The following is a 19,643-nucleotide window of genomic DNA, read 5'->3' on the forward strand; positions in this document are numbered from 1 at the left end:
CCGTGTCACCGGTCCGCCCGGCGGCCTCACACCGCCTGCCACGCCGCCAGCGCCAGTCCCGGCTCCTCCTTCCGTCGGGTCAGCAGCAGTCGCCCCGTCGACGGGGACAGGCTCGCCGCCACCACGCGGCCGTCCTCGTCCAGGGTCAGCGCCACCTCGGCGTCCGCCGGCAGCTCGGGGCCGGACGGGGTCCACCAGGCACCGGCCGACTCCTGTTCCGACGGGTAGGCGGCGAAGGCGACCCGGCCGCTCGCCGCGCGCTGGGCGAGCAGGGTGCAGTCGTGGCCGTCGATCTCGCAGCGCAGCGCGGCCACCGGGCCGGGGCCGGCCGCGGTGAGCAGCGCCGCGGGCTCACCGCCGGGACGCCAGGCGCACAGGTCGCCGGAGGCGTCGTCGGTGAAGAACACGGTGGTGTGCTCCGCGGACGTCGCCAGGGCGCACAGCGTGCCCGGCCGGGCGTCCGCCTCGACCGTCTCCGCCTGCGCGAACCCGGCGCCGGGCTTCTCCTGACGCCAGTGGAGCAGCGCGCCGGGGGCGGCGGCGTAGGCCTCGACGCGCCCGCCCTCGCCCACCAGTGCGACGGGGGCGTCCCGCAGGTCGTCGCCCTCGAGGTCCTGCCACGAGCCCCAACCGCCCTTCTCCTTCTGGGCCCGGACACTGAGTCCGCCCTGGGCGTTGCGCACGAAGACATGGGCCCGCCCCTGGTCGTCGACCGCGACCGCGGGCGTCCCGGTGCGGTCGCCCTGCTTGTCGGGGTGGCCGATCGGCTGCCAGTCCAGGGGCGCGAGCCGGGGCCGGAAGTGCGTGGAGTGGACCAGGCCGGACTCACCGGAGACGGTGGGCCGCCAGGCGACCAGATGGGCGTAACCGTCCTCGCCCCGGCCGACCGAGAGGCCGGGCCGCAGCTTCTGGTCGCCGCCGATCCTGCGCGGCGGTTCCCAGGGCCCGCCGGGCCCGAGCTCGGCCCGGCAGCGGGCGGCCTCGCCCGACGGCAGATAGACGCAGAGGCGGCCGTCACGGCCGCGAAGGAGCCAGTCGCCGTTCACCGGTTCACTCTATTCGGGGCGGGTACGGCGGTCGCCGGGTGGGTTCGGCCGGTCGGCGGGGGCCGTGCGATTCTGGCCGCATGGACGACAACGCGCCCCTGCTCGTGATCGTCGACGCCGCGAACGTCGTCGGATCGGTGCCCGACGGCTGGTGGCGGGACCGGTACGGCGCGGCGGAGCGGCTGCGGGACCGGCTGGCCGCGGACGGGGTGCCGGGGCGCTCCGGTGCCGTGGAGATCGTGCTCGTGGTGGAGGGCGCGGCGCGCGGCGTCGGGTCCGTGCCGGGGGTGCGCGTGGAGTCCGCGCCGGGCAGCGGCGACGACCACATGGTCGACCTGGTCGCGCGGGCCGGCGACCGCGCCGTCCTGGTGGTCACGGCCGACCGGGAGCTGCGCCGCCGGGTGACGGAGCTGGGCGCCGAGGTGGCGGGGCCGCGCACGGTGCGGCCGTAGACCGGCCTCCCTTCCGATCCGAGGGACCAGCTGGGCGCTCCCGACGGACCAGCGGGTCACTGCCGACGGATCAGCGGGTCCGCACGTACAGCACCGCCCCGTCCACCGACCCCGCCTCCGCGTACCCCCGCGCCAGCAGCCGGCGCAGTGTCGGCAGGCGGTCCGGGGTGTACGGCTCGCCCCGGGAGTCGTCGATGACGAGGGCGGGCGGGTGGGCGGTCAGTTCCGCCCGGAAGACCGGCCACGCGCCGTCGACGCCGTACTCCTCGCCGACCGGGGCCCCCGACCGGCCGCCGCTGTAGTTGGTGAGCAGGCCCGCGGTGAGGTAGCGGCTGGCGGGGGTGCGGTCGGCGAACCAGTACGTCTCCGGGTGCATGCCCCAGATCAGCACCCGCTCGTGGGGACCGGTGCGGTGGGCGGCGGCGTCCGCCACGCGCCGGGCGTGGTCCAGGTCCGCGCGGGGTGCCAGCAGGCCCCAGACCAGGAACAGGACACAACAGCAGGCGGAGACCGACAGGGCCCGCCCGTGGTCCGCGCGGGGCAGCGCCCGCAGCGCGGCGGTCGCCAGCAGCACCAGCGGCGGTACGAGCTGGAGGTAGTAGTGGCCGAAGAAGTGCAGCCCGGTCGCCACCGCCGCGGCCGACGACGCGAGCCACAGCCACAGGTCGGCGGCGCCGGCCCGGCCGCCGCGGGAGCGCAGCGCCCGGACGAGCGGCGGCAGCAGTCCCGCGCAGGCGACGGCGAGGATCGCGGTGTTGGCCAGTGCCCTGCCGAGGACGTGCGCAACGGAGCCGGAGAACGAGGCGTACGTGCCCGAGCCCGTGACCGTCCAGAAGAGGAAGCCCGCCGGGTCGGTCAGCAGGGCCGCGCCCAGAACGGGAGCGGCGGCGCCCGCACCGACCCGAAGCAGACCGTCCCACCGGCCGGCACCCCCCGCCCCGCACCGCACCCGCCCGGCGGCCGACAGCCACAGCCAGAGGACCGGGACCAGGACGGCACCGCCGGTCTGCTTCGTCAGGAACGCGCAGCCGACGGCGAGCCCGGCGGCGCCCCAGCGGTGGCGGTCGGCGCACCACATCGCGGCGGCCGTGCACGGCAGTAGGAACACCGCGAAGGTGGCGGCCTGGGCGTCCTCGGGGTTGAGGCCGACCGAGACGAGCGGATACAGCACCCCGGCCGTCCGCCCGGCGGCGTCGCCCCAGCGGCGCCGGGCGAGGGAGGCGAGCGTCGCGGCGGTGGCGAACTGGGCGAGGACGGCCAGCAGGCGCACCGACAGCAGCGACTCGGACCCGGTCAGCGCGAACGCGGCCTGGTAGAGCCACGGCACCAGCGGCGGCTTGCGGTCGACGACCGTCTCGTACAGCTCCCCGCCGCCGGCCAGCATGCGGGCCTGTACGGCGAGGAAGCCCTCGTCGGGGTTCCACACCGGGCGGGTGAAGGACGGTACGCGGGTGAGCAGGGCCAGCGCCGCCAGCAGCGGCAGCAGTCGCGTCCAGTACCGCGTGCCGCCGCCCTCCCGGCCGTCGGGCACGGTGCGTGACGGCAGTGGGGGCCGGACGTGCATGCGCAGCACGCTATCCGGCCTCGCGGTCCCGACCTAGCGGGACATACGGGGCCGAAGGGTTCCTCGGCGGGCCGGCCGCCCGGCGGCGGTGACCGGCCGTCCCGGCGGCGGTGACTACGGAGTGCCACCGCCGGGGCCGTCGGTGCCGCCGGAGGGTTTGAACACCTCGTCCACCGGGGTCTCCTCGCCCCGGCCGAGCCGGCTGTGGCTGCGGCTGTAGACGAAGTAGACGACGATGCCGATGGCCATCCAGATGCCGAACCGGACCCAGGTCTCGGCCGGCAGGTTCAGCATCAGCCACAGCGAGGCGGCCACCGACACGATCGGCAGGACCGGCACCCAGGGGGTGCGGAAGGCGCGGTGCAGGTCCGGGCGGGTCCTGCGCAGGATGAGCACGCTGATCGCCACCACGACGAAGGCGAACAGGGTGCCGATGTTCACCAGCTCCGCGAGTTCGGTCAGGCTGGTGAAGCCCGCCAGAATCGCGATGATCACGCCGAGCAGGATGGTCGGCCGGTGCGGGGTGCGGAAGCGCGGGTGGACGCGGGAGAAGAAGCGCGGCAGCAGTCCGTCGCGGCTCATCGCGAAGAACACCCGGGTCTGCCCGAGCAGCAGGATCATGCAGACCGTGGTCAGGCCGACGGCGGCGCCGAAGCTGATGAAGCCGGCGAACCAGGGGTGCCCGGTCGCCTTGAAGGCGTCGGCGAGCGGTGCGTCCACGGACAGTTCGCTGTAGTGCTGCATGCCGGTGACGACGATGGACACCGCGACGTACAGCACGGTGCAGATGAACAGGGAGCCCAGGATGCCGCGGGGCATGTCGCGCTGCGGGTTCCTGGTCTCCTCGGCGGCGGTGGCGACGATGTCGAAGCCGATGAAGGCGAAGAAGACGACGGACGCCGCAGTGAAGATGCCCATGACGCCGAAGTTGGCCGGCGCCCAGCCGAACATCAGCTGGATCAGCGGGGAGTGCAGGCCCCCGCCGGCCTCGACGGGCTGCGCCTCGGGGACGAAGGGGTCGTAGTTGGAGCCGGTGATGAAGAAGGCACCCGCGATGATCACGACCAGCACGACGGTCACCTTGATCGCGACGACCAGCGAGGTGACCCGGGCGGAGAGCTTCATGCCGAGGACGAGGATGCCGGTGAGGACGAGGACCAGCGCGGCGGCGAGGACGTCGAAGCTGAAGCCGTCGGCGGCGGTCGGCCCGGCGAGCCCCTCGGGCATGTGCCAACCGGCGTTCTCCATGAGCGAGCGGATGTAGCCGGACCAGCCGACGGCCACCACCGCCGTCCCCAGCGCGAACTCCAGGACGAGGTCCCAGCCGATGATCCAGGCGGGCAGCTCACCGAGCGAGGCGTACGAGAAGGTGTACGCCGAGCCGGCCACCGGGACGGTGGAGGCGAACTCCGCATAGCACAGCGCGGCGAGCGCGCAGACGACACCGGCGACGACGAAGGACAGGGCGACGGCCGGGCCGGCGTTGTTCTTCGCGACGGTGCCGGTCAGGACGAAGATGCCGGTGCCGATGATCACACCGACGCCGAAGACGGTCAGGTCGAGCGCGGACAGGGACTTCTTGAGCTGGTGCTCGGGCTCCTCGGTGTCGAGGATGGACTGCTCGACGTTCTTCGTCCGGAACAGACTGCTGCTCATGGGGACCTCCCACGCGTGCGTCCTCGACATGATCGAGAGGGGGCGTACTGCCGTATGCCCCGGCGTGGGCCACGTCACGCGGACGGGCCGGTGCCACCACTGCATCGAGTGGGTGACACCGGCCCATCGGCGGTACCTCAGTCGCGGGCGGCCTCCACCGAGTCCACTTCCGCGCCCGTGCGCTCGTAGCCGCCGAGCTTGGCGACGAGGCCGGTGACCTGGCGGGCGATGTCGGGCGCGGTGAGCCCGATCTCGGCCAGGACCTCGGCGCGGGAGGCGTGGTCGAGGAAGCGCGGCGGGATGCCGAAGTCGCGCAGCGGTACGTCCACGCCCGCGTCCCTGAGGGCCTGGGCGATGGCGGAGCCGACGCCGCCGACGCGGGAGTTGTCCTCGACGGTGACGACGACGCGGTGCCGCTCGGCGAGCGGGGCCATGGCCTCGTCGACGGGCTTGACCCAGCGCGGGTCGACGACGGTGGTGGAGATCCCCTGCTTGTTCAGCAGGTCGGCGACCTCCAGGCACATCGGCGCGAGGGCACCGACCGAGACCAGCAGCACGTCGGGCGTGTCGGTGCCCGGCTCGCGCAGCACGTCCATGCCGCCGACGCGGCCGACGGCCGGGACGGCGGGGCCGACGGCGCCCTTGGAGAAGCGGACCACGGTCGGGGCGTCGTCGACGGCGACGGCCTCGCGCAGCTGGGCGCGGACCTGGTCGGCGTCGCGCGGCGCGGCGAGCCGCAGGCCGGGGACGACCTGGAGGATCGACATGTCCCACATGCCGTTGTGCGAGGCGCCGTCGGTGCCGGTGACGCCCGCCCGGTCCAGGACGAAGGTCACCCCGCACCTGTGCAGGGCGACGTCCATCAGGACCTGGTCGAAGGCGCGGTTGAGGAAGGTGGCGTAGACGGCGAAGACCGGGTGCAGGCCGCCGTGGGCGAGGCCGGCGGCGGAGACGGCGCCGTGCTGCTCGGCGATGCCGACGTCGTAGACCCGGTCGGGGAAGCGCTTGGCGAACCTGTCCAGGCCGACCGGCTGGAGCATCGCGGCGGTGATGGCGACGATGTCCTCGCGCTCCTCGCCGAGCTTGACCATCTCCTCGCCGAAGACGCTCGTCCAGTCGGCGCCGGAGGAGGCGATCGGCAGGCCGGTGTCGGGGTGGATCTTGCCGACGGCGTGGAAGCGGTCGGCCTCGTCGGCCAGGGCCGGCTGGTAGCCGCGGCCCTTCTCGGTGAGGCAGTGCACGATGACCGGGCCGCCGAAGCGCTTGGCCCGGGTCAGGGCCGACTCCAGGGCCTCGATGTCGTGGCCGTCGATGGGCCCGACGTACTTCAGTCCGAGGTCCTCGAACATGCCCTGCGGGGCGATGAAGTCCTTCAGGCCCTTCTTGGCGCCGTGCAGGGTGTCGTACAGCGGCCGGCCGACGACCGGGGTGCGCTCCAGGACCTCCTTGGTGCGGGCGAGGAAGCGCTCGTAGCCGTCGGTGGTGCGCAGGGTCGCCAGGTGGTTGGCGAGACCGCCGATCGTGGGGGCGTAGGAGCGCTCGTTGTCGTTGACGACGATGACCAGGGGGCGGTCCTTGGCGTCGGCGATGTTGTTCAGCGCCTCCCAGGCCATGCCGCCGGTCAGGGCGCCGTCGCCGATCACCGCGACGACGTGGTCGTCGCGTTTGAGCACCTGGTTGGCCTTGGCGATGCCGTCGGCCCAGCCCAGGACGGTGGAGGCGTGGCTGTTCTCGATGACGTCGTGCTCGGACTCGGCCTGCGAGGGGTAGCCGGACAGGCCGCCCTTCATCTTCAGCCGGGAGAAGTCCTGGCGCCCGGTGACCAGCTTGTGCACGTACGACTGGTGACCGGTGTCCCAGAGCACCTTGTCCTTGGGCGAGTCGAAGACGCGGTGCAGGGCGAGGGTGAGCTCCACCACGCCGAGGTTGGGGCCGAGGTGGCCGCCGGTCTTGGAGACGGCGTCGACGAGGAAGGTCCGGATCTCCCGGGCCAGCTCCTGAAGCTCCTCCAGGCTGAGCCGGTCCAGATCGCGCGGTCCCCTGATGCGGGTCAGCAGCGGCACCCGTGCCTCCTTGCAGTAGAGCTGTTCGAGCTGTTGCCGGGCTTGTCGAGTCTAATGTTCCGCCGCGGTGGAAGGTGGCCGGGCGGTGCGTCGTGCGTCACGCAAACGGCCGTACCCAACTACGGCCGGTTCTACGACACGGCTGTGCCCGGCACCGCCGTTGGTGCCGGGCACAGGTCGGTGGGGCGGTCGTCGCGGCTAGGCGCGGCCCGCCGTCCGCTGCGTCTTGCGTGTCACCGCGTCGATGACGACGGTGACCAGCAGCACTCCGCCGGTGATCATGTACTGGACCGGCGAGGCGATGCCCTGGAGGGCGAGGCCGTACTGGATGGAGACGATGACCATCACGCCGAGCAGCGCGTCCCAGGTGCGGCCGCGGCCACCGAAGAGGGACGTGCCGCCGATGACGGCGGCGGCGATGACGTTCATCAGGAACTCACCGGTACCCGCGCCCTGGTTGGCGGAGGCGATCTTCGAGGCGACGAAGAGGCCGCCCATCGCCGCGAAGGTGCCGGCGATGGCGAAGACCGAGATCCGGACCAGCTCCACGTTGATGCCGGCCCGGCGGGACGCCTCGACGCTGCCGCCGAGGGCGAACACCTTCCGCCCGTAGGGGGTGCGCCGCAGCACGAAGTCCGTGAGCAGCAGGAAGCCGAGGAAGATCACCACGGCCAGCGGCAGGCCCTTGTACTGGTTGAACACCGCGGCCACGACGAAGGACAGGACGCCGAGCAGCACCGTGCGCACGATGGTGTCGCTCAGCGGCCGGGACGGCACACCCGCGGCCTCGCGGCGGCGGTTGCCGAGGAAGGCGGTGACGAAGTAGCCCGCGGTCACCACCACGGCCAGGCCGTAGGCGGCGGCCACGTCGCTGAAGTAGTAGCTCGTCAGCTTCACGACGATGCCGTCGGTGTTGAGGTTGATGGTGCCGTTGCTGCCGAGGATCTGGAGCATGAAGCCCTGCCAGAACAGCAGGCCGGCCAGGGTCACGGCGAAGGCCGGGACGCCGATGCGGGCGAAGAAGAAGCCGTGCAGGGCGCCGGCCACCGTGCCGGTGAGGACGGCCAGCAGCAGGGCCAGCACCTCGTTCATCCCGTGCGTGATGTTCAGCACCGCGAAGGTGGCGCCCGCGACACCGCTGACCGAGCCGACGGACAGGTCGATCTCGCCGAGCAGCAGGACGAAGACGATACCGACGGCGATCATGCCCGTGCCGACCATGGCGACGGACATGTCGGAGAAGTTGCCGGCCGTGAAGAAGTTGGGGTTCAGGCTGGTGAAGATGGCCCAGATGATCAGCAGACCGACGATCACCGGGACGGAGCCGAGGTCGCCGGCCTTCATCTTCCGCTTGAGCTCGCTGACGTAGCCCGCGAAGCCCTGCTCGCGCACCAGCAGCCGGGGGTCGACCTTGGCGGCCGCGCCGGAGGCCGCCTCCGGGTTGTCCACCGCGTGCTCGTCGGCGACGGGGGTGGTGGAGGTCTTGTCGGTGCTCACTTCTTGATCTCCCCATTGGTGCGCGCCGCACGACGGGTCACGGCGTTGTCCGTGGCGCCGGTGATGGCGGAGATGATCTCTTCCTGCGAGGTCGACTTGACCTCGAAGACGCCGTTGTTGCGCCCGAGGCGCAGGACGGCGACCTTGTCGGCCACCGCCTTGACATCGGCCATGTTGTGGCTGATGAGGATGACGGCGTGCCCGCGCTCGCGCAGCCGCTCGACCAGGTCGAGGACCTGTGCGGTCTGCTCGACGCCGAGGGCGGCGGTGGGCTCGTCGAGGATGACCAGCTTGGGCTCGCCGAGCATGGAGCGGGCGATCGCCACGACCTGGCGCTGACCGCCGGAGAGGGAGGCGATCGGGATGCGGACGCTGGGGATGCGGATGGACAGCGTGTCCAGCAGCTCGCGGCTGCGGCGCTCCATCTCCACCTCGTCCAGGACGCCGCGCTTGCGGATCTCCCGGCCCAGGTAGAGGTTGCCGACGACATCGATGTTGTCGCACAGCGCGAGGTCCTGGTACACCGTCGCGATGCCCAGGTTCTGGGCGTCGTGCGGCTTGTTGATCGTGACGGACCTGCCCTCCCACTCGATGACGCCCTCATCGATGGGGTGCACGCCGGCGATCGTCTTGACCAGCGTGGACTTTCCGGCGCCGTTGTCGCCGACCAGGGCGACCACTTCACCGCCGTGGACCTCAAGCTCTACGTCGGTGAGCGCCTGGACGGCACCGAATCGCTTGGAGACCCCGCGCAACGCCAGCACGGGCGTAGCGGACACGTGAACCAACTCCTTCGCCGCCTGACCCGGCGGAAGGTAGTGCAGAGAGTTTGGGGGGTGTTCCGTCCGGCGCCCCGACTGGCTTGCGGGGCTGATGTGTGCGGGGCGCCGGAGGAGCTGTGGGCGGCCTCTCCCGTACCGTTCACCCGGTACGGGAGACGGGGCCGCTTACTTCAGACCGATCTTGTCGCAGGCGGCCTTGTACTTGCCGCCGCAGATCTCGTCGATCGTGTAGATGCCGTCCTTGACGACGGTGTCCTTGATGTTGTCCTGGGTCAGCGAGACGACCGGGACGAGGACGGCGGGGACACCCTTGGTGGTGGGGCTGTCGACCTTGTCCTTGGCGATGGAGTCGAGCGACTCGCCCTTGGCGAGGGCGACGGCCATCTCCGCGGCGACCTCGGCCTCCTGCGGGTAGGGCTTGTAGACGCTCATGTACTGCTCGCCGGTGACGATGCGCTGCACGCCGGCGAGTTCGGCGTCCTGGCCGGTGACGGGGATGTCGGCGATGCCCGCGCGCTTCAGGGCGGTGATGATGCCGCCCGCCATGCCGTCGTTGGCGGAGTAGACGCCGATGATCTTGTCCTTGCCGAGGGCGGAGATCGCGGCCTGCATGTTGGCGTTGGCGTTCTCCGGCTTCCACTCCTTGGTGTCGTAGGAGCGCCCGATGTTCACCTTGCCCTCGAGGACCGACATCGCGCCCTCCTTGAACTGGGCGGCGTTCGGGTCGGTGGAGGAGCCGTTCATCATGACGATCTGGCCGTCCTTGGCCTTGTCGCCCAGCGCCTTCAGCAGGGCCTCGCCCTGGGTCTTGCCGACCGTGACGTTGTCGAACGAGGTGTAGGCGTCGATCGGGCCCTCGGCCAGCCGGTCGTAGGCGACGACCGGGATGTCGGCGCTCTCGGCCTTCTGGATGGAACCGGCGATGGCCTTGGAGTCGACCGCGTCCACGATCAGCACGTCGACCTTGTTGGTGACCATCGTGTCGACCTGCTGGGCCTGAAGGCTGGCGTCCTGCTTGGCGTTGGCGTAGACGATCTCGGCCTTGCCGTTCGTCAGCTCCTTGACCTTCTTCTCGATCAAGGGCTTGTCGAACTTCTCGTACCGCGCGGTCTGGTTCTCCGGGAGCAGGAGACCGACCTTGATGTTGTCGCCCTTCTTGGCGGAGTCGCCGCCGGACGAGGAGTCGCTGCCTCCGTCTGCCTCCTTGGCGCTGCCACAGGCGGCCAGCGAGACGGCCATCGCGGTGGCGGCAACGGCTACGGCGGCACGACGCATACGCGTGTTCACTTCTACAAACCTCCCTGACGAGGCCGCGTCGTTGCGGCCGAGGTGGCTGGAAGTCAACTCGGCCACACGTGCGACGTCAAGAAGTAAATCCTTAACGAGATGGCAACGGTGCCATCCGTTCTCTAAGTGAAGGCGGGGGCGGCGGCGGGCAGAGCCCCGGACGCACTCCCGTCCAGAAGGGTCGAATCACCCATCTCGCTGAGTGCGAGGGCGAGGGCTCCGAGCACCTCCGCACGGCCGCCAAGTGCCCCGGGGAGAACGGAGAGTTGACGCGCCGCACTGGGGATCGCGTAACGGCCCACCGACTCCCTGATGGGCCCGAGGACCAGCTCTCCGGCCTCGGCGAGATCACCGCCGAGGACCACGCGGCTCGGGTTGAGGAGGTTGCAGAGGTTGGCGACTCCGCTGCCGATGTGGCGGCCGACGTCGGCGATCACCCGACGGCAGCCCGGGTCGCCGTCCCGCGCGAGCCGCACGACGCCCTCCATGGTCAGGTCGCCGCCGTGACTGGGCTGGAGCAGCGGCAGGACGTAGCGGGCGGCGGCGAAGGTCTCCAGGCAGCCGCGATTGCCGCAGCGGCAGACGGGGCCGGCTTCGTCCAGTGTAATATGCCCGATTTCTCCTGCCGTGCCGCCCGGTCCCCGGTAGATCCGCCCGTTGATCACCAGTCCGGCGCCCACACCGCTGGCCACCTTGATGTACGCCAGGTCCCGCACCCCCCGGCCGCTGCCCCAGACCAGCTCGCCGAGCGCGCCGAGGTTGGCGTCGTTGTCCACGTGCACGGGGACGCCGAGCCGCTCCCGCAGCTCCTCGGCGGGCTTGGTGCCGCCCCAGCCGGGCAGGATGGCCGTCGAGCCCAGGGTCCCGGACTCCACGTCGATGGGGCCGGGCACGCCGAGCCCCACCCCGGCGACCTTGGAGCGGTCCACGCCGGTCGCCGCGATCAGCCGGCCGACCAGCTGTTCCGCCCGGTCCAGGCCCTGGGTCGAGGAGGCGTCCACGTCCAGTGGCTCGGACTCCTCGGCGAGCACCTGGTGGGCGAGGTTGCCGACGGCGACCCGCAGGTGCGTGTGCCCGAAGTCGACGCCGATCACGATGCCGGCGTCCCCGCTCAGCGAGACGCTGCGGGCCCGCCGGCCGCCCGCCGAGGTGGGCGTGACCTCGACGGTCCCGCTGTCCTTCAGTTCCCGGACGATGTTGGAGACCGTCGCCGCGGACAGTCCCGTGGTCCTCGCGATCTCCGCCTGCGTGAGGGACCCGGCCAGCCGTACCGCACGTACGACCCGCTCCAGGTTGGCTCGGTGCAGCGACGACTGCGACCCCGGAGTCTCCACGACGACCTCCTGCGTACGGGACCGCTTCGATGAGGCCCCGTCTATGTCCAACTAGTGAACTCTAAGCTGAGCCGTTCGGGTCGCCTCCCGTCAAGAGGTTGAACCGCATCCGGGTGCCCCGCACACGCATGCGTATGCCGCACCCGGCGGACCGGGTGCGGCGTGCGCGAGGCGGCGGGCGGGGCGTGGGAGCGCTACTTCAGGGCGCCCGCCGTCAGTCCCTGGACCACCTGCCGCTGGAAGACGATGTACGCGCCCAGCACCGGCAGCATGGCCATCACCAGACCGGCGAAGAGCCCCGACCAGTCGCCCTTGTAGCCCTGGCTGACGGCCAGCTGCACCAGTCCCTGGGTGAGGACGCGCTGGTCCGGGTCGGTGTTGAGCACCGTCGGCAGCATGTACTGGTTCCACTGCCCCAGGAAGTTGAAGATCCCGACGCTGATCAGGCCGGGCTTGGCCATCGGCAGCATGATCTGGAAGAAGGTCCGGGTGTGCGAGGCGCCGTCGACGAAGGCCGCCTCGGCCACCGACGAGGGCAGCGTCCGGAAGAACGCCGTGAGGAAGAACACCGTGAAGGGCAGCGAGTAGGCGATGTAGACCAGGATCAGCCCGTGGATGGTGTTCAGCAGCCCCATGTTGTTCACCACGTAGAACAGCGGGACCAGGGCGAGCATGATCGGGAAGCTCATGCCGCCGATGAACAGGTAGTAGATGAACCGGTTGCCCGGGAAGTCGAACCGGGCCAGCACGTAGGCCGCCATGGAGCCCAGCACCAGCGTGCCGACGAGCGAGCCGCCCACCACCAGGACGGTGTTGAGGAAGTAGTCGCTCATGTGGGCCTCGGTCCAGGCCCGCGACCAGTTGTCGAAGTGCAGCTCGTCCGGCAGCGACCAGGGCGAGCGGAAGATGGAGGCGTCGTCCTTGAACGACGTCATCACCGCCCACACCAGGGGCATGGCGACCATGAACGCCCAGATGACCAGGATGCCGTGCGAGAAGACGTTGAGGACGGTGCCTTCCTTCTTCGCCTTCCCGGGCCCGCCGGCCGGGGCGTCGGTCTTGGTGACGGCGGCACCGGACGGGGCCGGCACGTCAGCGGAGGTCTCGGTCGTCTTCATCGATCAGTACTCCAGCCGCTCGCGCCGGCCCAGCCGCATCACCAGGGCCGCGAAGGCCAGCGTGACGACGAGCAGGGCGACGCCGATCGTGGTGGCGTAGGCGGCCTGACCGTCACGGAACGCCTTCTGGTACACGTACAGGACCATGACGGTGGTCGAATAGTCGGGTCCGCCGGGCCCGGTCGTCATGATCTGCACGACCGCGAACGACTCGGCGCCGAGGGCGAGGATGCCCATGTAGACCCAGCCGGACTGCACGGTGTCCCACAGCAGCGGCAGGGTGACCCGGAAGAACGTGGTGAAGCGGCTGGCCCCGTCCAGCAGGGCGGCCTCGTACAGCTCCGTCGGGATGGAGGCCATGCCGGCCGAGAACAGGACCACGAAGAAGCCGACCGTGGACCACACCAGCACGGCCATCACGCACCACAGCGCCAGGTTCGGATCACCGAGCCACAGCGGCTGGACGCCGTCCAGGCCGATCCCGCTGAGCAGGGAGTTGATCGCGCCGCTGTCCGGGTTGTAGGCGAACTGGAAGAGCAGGGCGACGATCGCGATGGAGAGCACCTGCGGGAAGAAGTAGACGATCTTGTAGAGGCCGGAGCCGCGGACCCCGGAGATCACCGGACCGCCACGGCGGTGCCGTCCGCCCACGTTGATCATGAAGGACAGGAACAGCGCCAGGCCGAGCGTCACCAGCGGCACCAGCAGCGCGAACAGCACGCTGTGCCAGAGCGACTTCCAGAAGATGTCGTCGTCGAGCATCCGCTCGTAGTTGTCGAAGCCGACCATCGAGAACTCGGGACTCAGCCCGGTCCAGTCCGTGAACGAGTAGTAGATGGACTGGATGAACGGCCAGACGACGAAGAGCGCGTACAGCCCCAGGGGAACCGCCAGGAACCCCACGATGAACCGGTACTTGCCGTGCTGCATTGCCTACGACCCCGATCTGTGCGCGGGCGGCGCCGCCAGGGCCCGCCCGGCGCGCCGCCGGACAGGCCCTGGGGGACGCGTCCTCACTGGTGCTTGTAGTGCTTGATCGACGAGTCCTTGGCCGCCTCGTCGGCGAAGCCCTGGATCTTCTTGATGGCCTCCGCCGGGGTGAGCCGCCCGGCCATCATCTCGCCCAGACCGGCCACGCCGATCTTCTCCTTCTGGAGCTGCACGTACCAGTCCTGGATGCGCGGGTTCACCACGTTCTCGCCGGCCAGGTCCAGCGCCGCGACACCGGCCTTCAGGCCCGGGGTCAGCTCGATGCCGTCGGTGCCGCCGTTGTACGCGGTCAGCGACTTCACCTTGCTGGTGAAGTTCTTCGAGGAGGCCTCGCTGAGCATGATGCGCAGCTGCTCCATGCCGCCCAGGCCGTTCTTCGCCTTGGCCGGGACGATGAACGGCTCGCCGCCGGAGGCCCAGATGGTGCCGAACGGCAGCTTGTCGGAGTCGTCCAGGCCCGAGGGCGCGGAGACGGTCACCTCGAAGTCGGCGGGGATGACCTTGGCCGACTCGTTCTCCACCCAGGAGCCGTTGGGGATGAACAGGGCGTCGCCCTTGGCCCACGCGGTCTGCGACTGGATGTGGTCCAGGCCGGGGGTGCCCTTGAGGATGTAGCCCTTGCGGTACAGCTCGTAGTAGGCCTCGAAACAGGCCTTGACCGCCGGGTGCTTCCAGGCGTTGGGCTCCAGGTTGTCGATGGCGTCGAGCACCTCCACACCGCCGACCTTGCCGATCATCGGGTAGAGCGAGAAGGGGATGTAGTACGGGTACTTGCCGGGGTAGGTCCAGCCGGCGATGCCCTTCTTCCTGGCCTTCTCGCAGACCGCGAGCATCTCGTCCCAGGTCTTGGGGTATTCGGCGTCGAGGTCGTTCAGGGCCTTCTGCGAGTACCACACGCCGTACACCGTGTAGGCGTAGTAGAGGATCCAGACCTTGTCGCCGTCGAACTGGCCCATCTCCACGATGCCGGGGCGCAGCGTGTCGCGGACCTTCTTGTCCGGGTCGTCGTAGGACGGGGCGTCCAGCAGCGGGGTGAGATCGGCGAGCTGGTTCTTGCCGACCAGGACGCCCATGTCCATCTGCTCGGCGCCGGAGTTGTCGATGAGGTCCGGCGGATTGCCCCCGTTGAAGCGGGGCTGCAGGGTGGACTGGATCTTCTGGGTGGCGGAGAACTTCACCGACGCCTCGGGGAAGTTCTTCTCGTAGATCTTTACGGCGTCCTCGCCGTACTCCTTGCCGAAGCCGCCGTCGAAGAGCACGAATTCCATCGGGGCGCTCTCGTTGACCCCGAGCGGGTTCTCGGCGGTCTTCTTGCCCGCCTTGGCCTTGTCGGTGTCGTCGCCCCCGCCGCCGCTGGCGCAGGCGGACAGGAAGCTCATGGTGGGGACGGAGATCAGGCCGAGCGCGGCGGACCTCTTGATCAGGCTGCGGCGGCCGACGCCCGCGGTGCCGGTGTGCGCGTTGTGCTCGGCGTTCTCGGCGTTCTCGGCGGAAGTGGATCCCATGCTCAAGTCCTCGCCTTCTCCAGGACTCAGGCGGTGAACCGGATCCTCCCCGGCACCGCGATCGGGTCAAGCTGGGTCGTGCAGGAAGTGCGGGTCGTGCTGTTCGGGTGCTCTGGCGGTTCCCCTTCGCGGTTCCCCCCGGTTCCCCCGGTGGCCGACAGGTATAGTCCACTTCCCGCCAGCGGAGCAAGATCGAATGCAAGGTTGGCGGTACGTCTTTTCCGAGTTGAGACCTGGCGGAAATACCGGTGGCCCAGGCGCCTCCTGCCGGAAAAATCCTTGACACGGGCCCCGGACACCACCGTCAACACCCTTGACACCGCCGTGCACTTGACCCACTACTGGACCTTGCGCACAGGAATTGACAACGTTGTCCAGCGCGGTCCCGCGCACAGGGAGGGTCCTGGCAGATGCAGCGCAGAACTCGGCACAGATGGGGTCCGGCGGTCGTCCTGACGACCGCCTTCGCGTTGGCGGTGGGCTCGCAGGGCGCGGCGGTCGCCCTGCCGCAGGCGCCGGCCGCCCCCGACCGGGAGTTCGCGTCCTCGTTCGAGACGGACGATCCGGCCCCGGACTGGCTCAATACCGTCGACACCGGCCCGGACGGCGAGAAGCGCTCCTCGGGCGTCGACGGCGGGTACACCACGGGCATCCCGGGCAATGTCACGGACCATGTCACCGGCGTCCGGGCCAGCGCCGAGAACACCGGCGGCGGCGAGGTGAAGGAGAACCTGGTCGACGGCGAGCCGGGCACCAAGTGGCTGGCCTTCGAGCCCACCGGCTGGGTCGAGTTCGACCTGGACGCGCCGGTGCGCATCGCGAAGTACGCGCTCACCTCCGCCAACGACCACGACGAGCGCGACCCGGCGGACTGGACCCTGAAGGGGTCGGCCGACGGCGAGGAGTGGACCACCCTCGACAGCCGCTCCGGGCAGTCCTTCTCCGAACGTTTCCAGACGAAGACGTACGAGCTGCCCGAGCCGGGCGAGTACCGGCACTTCCGGCTGGAGATCACCAAGAACCACGGCGGGGGCATCCTCCAGCTCGCCGACGTGCAGCTGTCCACCGGCGAGAGCGACGGGCCCGTCCCGCAGGACATGCTCTCCCTGGTCGACAGCGGCCCCAGCGGCTCGCCGACCGCGAAGGCGCGCGCGGGCTTCACCGGCAAGCGGGCGCTGCGCTACGCCGGGCGGCACACCGCCGACGGGCGGGCGTACTCGTACAACAAGGTCTTCGACGTCGACGTGAAGGTCGGCCGGCACACCGAGCTGGCGTACCGGATCTTCCCGTCCATGGCCGACGGCGACCTGGACTACGACGCCACGAACGTCTCCGTCGACCTCGCCTTCACCGACGGCACCTACCTCAGCGACCTCGGTGCGAGGGACAGCCACGGGTTCGCGCTGACGCCCCGCGGGCAGGGCGCGGCGAAGGTGCTGTACGTCAACCAGTGGAACGACGTGAAGTCCCGGATCGGTTCGGTGGCGGCCGGCAAGACCGTCGACCGGATCCTGGTGGCGTACGACTCTCCCGAGGGCCCGGCGAAGTTCCGGGGCTGGGTGGACGACGTGGCGCTCAGGACGGTGCGCCCGGAGCGGCCCAAGGCCCACCTGTCCGACTATGCGCTCACCACCCGCGGCACCAACTCCAGCGGCGCCTTCTCCCGCGGCAACAACTTCCCCGCGACGGCCGTGCCGCACGGCTTCAACTTCTGGACGCCGGTGACCAACGCGGGCTCGCTGAGCTGGCTGTACGAGTACGCGCGCGGCAACAACGCCGACAACCTGCCGACGATCCAGGCGTTCAGCGCCAGTCACGAGCCGAGCCCGTGGATGGGCGACCGGCAGACCTTCCAGGTGATGCCGTCGGCCGCGTCCGGCACGCCCGACACCGGCCGTGAGGCGCGGGAGCTGGCCTTCCGGCACGAGAACGAGACGGCGCGGCCGTACTACTACGGGGTGCGGTTCGAGAACGGTCTGAAGGCCGAGATGGCGCCGACCGACCACGCCGCGATGTTCCGCTTCACCTACCCCGGCGACGACGCGAGCGTGCTGTTCGACAACGTCACCGACCAGGCGGGCCTGACGCTGGACGAGGAGAACGGGACCTTCACCGGCTACTCGGACGTCAAGTCCGGTCTGTCGACGGGCGCGACCCGGCTGTTCGTCTACGGCGAGGTCGACGGCGCGAAGGTGACCGGGGGCTCCGCCGAGGGCGTCAAGGGCCATCTGCGCTTCGACGCGGGCCGGGACCGGACGGTGACGCTGCGGCTGGCGACCTCGCTGATCAGCGTCGACCAGGCGAAGGACAACCTGCGCCAGGAGATCCCCGGGCGCACGTCCTTCGACAAGGTCAAGCGGGACGCCCAGCGGCAGTGGGACCGCATCCTCGGCAAGGTCGAGGTGGAGGGCGCCACGCCGGACCAGCTGACCACCCTGTACTCCAGCCTGTACCGGCTGTACCTGTACCCGAACTCTGGCTTCGAGAAGGTCGACGGGAAGTTCAAGTACGCCTCCCCGTTCTCCCGGATGGAGAAGCAGGACACCCCCACGCACACCGGTGCCAAGGTCGTGGAGGGCAAGGTGTACGTCAACAACGGTTTCTGGGACACCTACCGGACGACCTGGCCGGCGTACTCGCTGCTGACCCCGTCCAAGGCCGGTGAGCTGGTCGACGGCTTCGTGCAGCACTACAAGGACGGCGGCTGGACCTCGCGCTGGTCCTCCCCCGGCTACGCGGACCTGATGACCGGCACCTCCTCGGACGTGGCGTTCGCGGACGCGTACGTCAAGGGCGTCGACTTCGACGCGGAGGCGGCGTACGAGGCGGCGCTGAAGAACGCCACCGTCGTGCCGCCGTCGTCCGGTGTGGGCCGCAAGGGCATGGCCACCTCGCCGTTCCTCGGGTACACCAGCACCGAGACGCACGAGGGGCTGTCATGGGCGCTGGAGGGCTTCCTCAACGACTACGGCATCGCGCAGATGGGCCGGGCGCTGTACGAGAAGACCGGGAAGAAGCGCTACCAGGAGGAGTCGGCGTACTTCCTCGACCGCGCCCGGGACTACGTCAACCTCTTCGACGGTGAGGCGGGCTTCTTCCAGGGCAAGGACGCGGCGGGCCGGTGGCGCGTGGACTCCGGGAAGTACGACCCGCGGGTGTGGGGCCACGACTACACCGAGACCAACGGCTGGGGCTACGCCTTCACCGCCCCGCAGGACAGCCGGGGCCTGGCCAACCTCTACGGCGGCCGGGGCGGCCTCGCGGACAAGCTGGACGAGTACCTGGCCACGCCGGAGACCGCCTCGCCCGAGTTCGTCGGCTCCTACGGCGGTGTCATCCACGAGATGACCGAGGCGCGGGACGTGCGGATGGGCATGTACGGGCACTCCAACCAGGTCGCCCACCACGCGCTGTACATGTACGACGCGGCCGGGCAGCCCTTCAAGACCCAGAAGAACGTCCGCGAGGTGCTCTCCCGCCTCTACGTCGGCAGCGACATCGGCCAGGGCTACCACGGCGACGAGGACAACGGCGAGCAGTCGGCCTGGTTCCTCTTCTCGGCCCTCGGCTTCTACCCGCTGGTGATGGGCAGCGGCGAGTACGCCATCGGCTCCCCGCTGTTCACGAAGGCGACCGTCCACCTGGAGAACGGGCGCAAGCTGGTGGTGAAGGCGCCGGAGAACAGCGCGGAGAACGTCTACGTGCAGGGACTGAAGGTCAACGGCAAGCGCTGGAACTCCACCGCGCTGCCCCACTCCCTCATCGCGCGCGGCGGCGTCCTGGAGTTCGACATGGGCCCGCGGCCGTCCTCCTGGGGCACGGGCGAGAACGCCCAGCCGGTGTCGATCACGCAGGACGACGAGGTGCCGGCGCCGCGGAAGGACGCCGTCGAGGGCGACGGCGCCCTGTTCGACGACACGTCGGCGACGGACGCGGCCGTGGCCTCCGTCGCGCTTCCGGTGGCCAAGGGCGTCGAGGCGGTCCAGTACACGCTGACGTCCTCGGCGGACCGGACGAAGGCCCCGACGGGCTGGAAGCTCCAGGGCTCGGCCGACGGCAGCACCTGGCGGACCCTGGACGAACGCTCCGGGGAGTCCTTCGCCTGGGACCGGCAGACCCGGGTGTTCTCGGTGAAGTCCCCGGGGACCTACGCGCACTACCGCCTGGTCCTCGGCGGCGAGCACACGCTGGCGGAGGTGGAACTGCTGGCGTGAGGCGCTGAGCGCGGCGGCGGGTCCGGGCCTGGCCGGAACCCGCCGCCGCCGTGCGGTGCCCCACTTCCCCCGCCCCCCCGGCGCCCCACCACAAGAGGAAGCCCCGAGGGGGACGGGGGGCACCCCCCACAGGGG

The 19,643-nt window shown here is 70.4% G+C and carries 13 protein-coding genes; 2 read left to right on the forward strand and 11 right to left on the reverse strand.

Annotated elements, in window-relative coordinates:
* Nucleotides 1-26: 26 nt before the first annotated feature.
* Nucleotides 27-1,046, reverse strand: coding sequence for a DUF8189 domain-containing protein (locus ACZ45Q_RS13225; protein WP_468259276.1), 1,020 nt, complete (start codon nucleotides 1,044-1,046; stop codon nucleotides 27-29).
* An 80-nt stretch (nucleotides 1,047-1,126) separates the two neighbouring features.
* Between ACZ45Q_RS13225 and ACZ45Q_RS13230 the strand changes: the two genes are divergently transcribed.
* Nucleotides 1,127-1,498, forward strand: a complete 372-nt coding sequence (locus ACZ45Q_RS13230; RefSeq protein WP_468259279.1) for a PIN domain-containing protein — start codon at nucleotides 1,127-1,129, stop codon at nucleotides 1,496-1,498.
* 70 nt (nucleotides 1,499-1,568) lie between these two features.
* Here the strand turns inward: ACZ45Q_RS13230 and ACZ45Q_RS13235 are convergent, their stop codons facing one another.
* The 10 genes from ACZ45Q_RS13235 to ngcE form a co-directional block, all read right to left on the reverse strand.
* Entirely contained in the window at nucleotides 1,569-3,062 is a 1,494-nt protein-coding gene (locus ACZ45Q_RS13235) for an ArnT family glycosyltransferase (protein ID WP_468259281.1), read from the reverse strand.
* Nucleotides 3,063-3,176: 114 nt separating this feature from the next.
* Nucleotides 3,177-4,718, reverse strand: coding sequence for an amino acid permease (locus tag ACZ45Q_RS13240; RefSeq protein WP_468259284.1), 1,542 nt, complete (start codon nucleotides 4,716-4,718; stop codon nucleotides 3,177-3,179).
* A 137-nt stretch (nucleotides 4,719-4,855) separates the two neighbouring features.
* Nucleotides 4,856-6,781, reverse strand: a complete 1,926-nt coding sequence (gene dxs / locus ACZ45Q_RS13245; protein ID WP_468259287.1) for a 1-deoxy-D-xylulose-5-phosphate synthase — start codon at nucleotides 6,779-6,781, stop codon at nucleotides 4,856-4,858.
* 198 nt (nucleotides 6,782-6,979) lie between these two features.
* Complete coding sequence (locus ACZ45Q_RS13250) at nucleotides 6,980-8,278, reverse strand: sugar ABC transporter permease (RefSeq protein WP_468259290.1); 1,299 nt, start codon at nucleotides 8,276-8,278, stop codon at nucleotides 6,980-6,982.
* Nucleotides 8,275-9,066 (reverse strand): ATP-binding cassette domain-containing protein, encoded by a 792-nt coding sequence (locus tag ACZ45Q_RS13255; protein WP_468259293.1) that lies wholly within the window; start codon nucleotides 9,064-9,066, stop codon nucleotides 8,275-8,277. The genes ACZ45Q_RS13250 and ACZ45Q_RS13255 overlap by 4 nt, the downstream gene beginning before the upstream one ends.
* 159 nt (nucleotides 9,067-9,225) lie before the next feature.
* The gene (locus ACZ45Q_RS13260; protein ID WP_468259513.1) at nucleotides 9,226-10,335 is read right to left on the reverse strand and encodes a substrate-binding domain-containing protein; all 1,110 of its coding nucleotides are present in this window, start codon (nucleotides 10,333-10,335) and stop codon (nucleotides 9,226-9,228) included.
* Nucleotides 10,336-10,469: 134 nt separating this feature from the next.
* Nucleotides 10,470-11,681 carry an ROK family transcriptional regulator gene (locus tag ACZ45Q_RS13265; protein ID WP_468259296.1) on the reverse strand — a complete coding sequence of 404 codons (1,212 nt, stop codon included), beginning with the start codon at nucleotides 11,679-11,681 and terminating at the stop codon, nucleotides 10,470-10,472.
* Between the two features lie 194 nt (nucleotides 11,682-11,875).
* Complete coding sequence (locus ACZ45Q_RS13270) at nucleotides 11,876-12,799, reverse strand: carbohydrate ABC transporter permease (protein WP_468259299.1); 924 nt, start codon at nucleotides 12,797-12,799, stop codon at nucleotides 11,876-11,878.
* 3 nt (nucleotides 12,800-12,802) lie between these two features.
* The gene (locus ACZ45Q_RS13275) at nucleotides 12,803-13,729 is read right to left on the reverse strand and encodes a carbohydrate ABC transporter permease (RefSeq protein ID WP_468259302.1); all 927 of its coding nucleotides are present in this window, start codon (nucleotides 13,727-13,729) and stop codon (nucleotides 12,803-12,805) included.
* 83 nt (nucleotides 13,730-13,812) lie between these two features.
* Nucleotides 13,813-15,294, reverse strand: coding sequence for an N-acetylglucosamine/diacetylchitobiose ABC transporter substrate-binding protein (ngcE, locus tag ACZ45Q_RS13280; RefSeq protein ID WP_468259305.1), 1,482 nt, complete (start codon nucleotides 15,292-15,294; stop codon nucleotides 13,813-13,815).
* A gap of 410 nt (nucleotides 15,295-15,704) precedes the next feature.
* Between ngcE and ACZ45Q_RS13285 the strand changes: the two genes are divergently transcribed.
* Nucleotides 15,705-19,508, forward strand: coding sequence for a GH92 family glycosyl hydrolase (locus ACZ45Q_RS13285; RefSeq protein ID WP_468259308.1), 3,804 nt, complete (start codon nucleotides 15,705-15,707; stop codon nucleotides 19,506-19,508).
* The last annotated feature ends 135 nt before the right edge of the window (nucleotides 19,509-19,643 follow it).

The sequence above is a fragment of the Streptomyces sp. NPDC031049 genome (assembly GCF_055571015.1).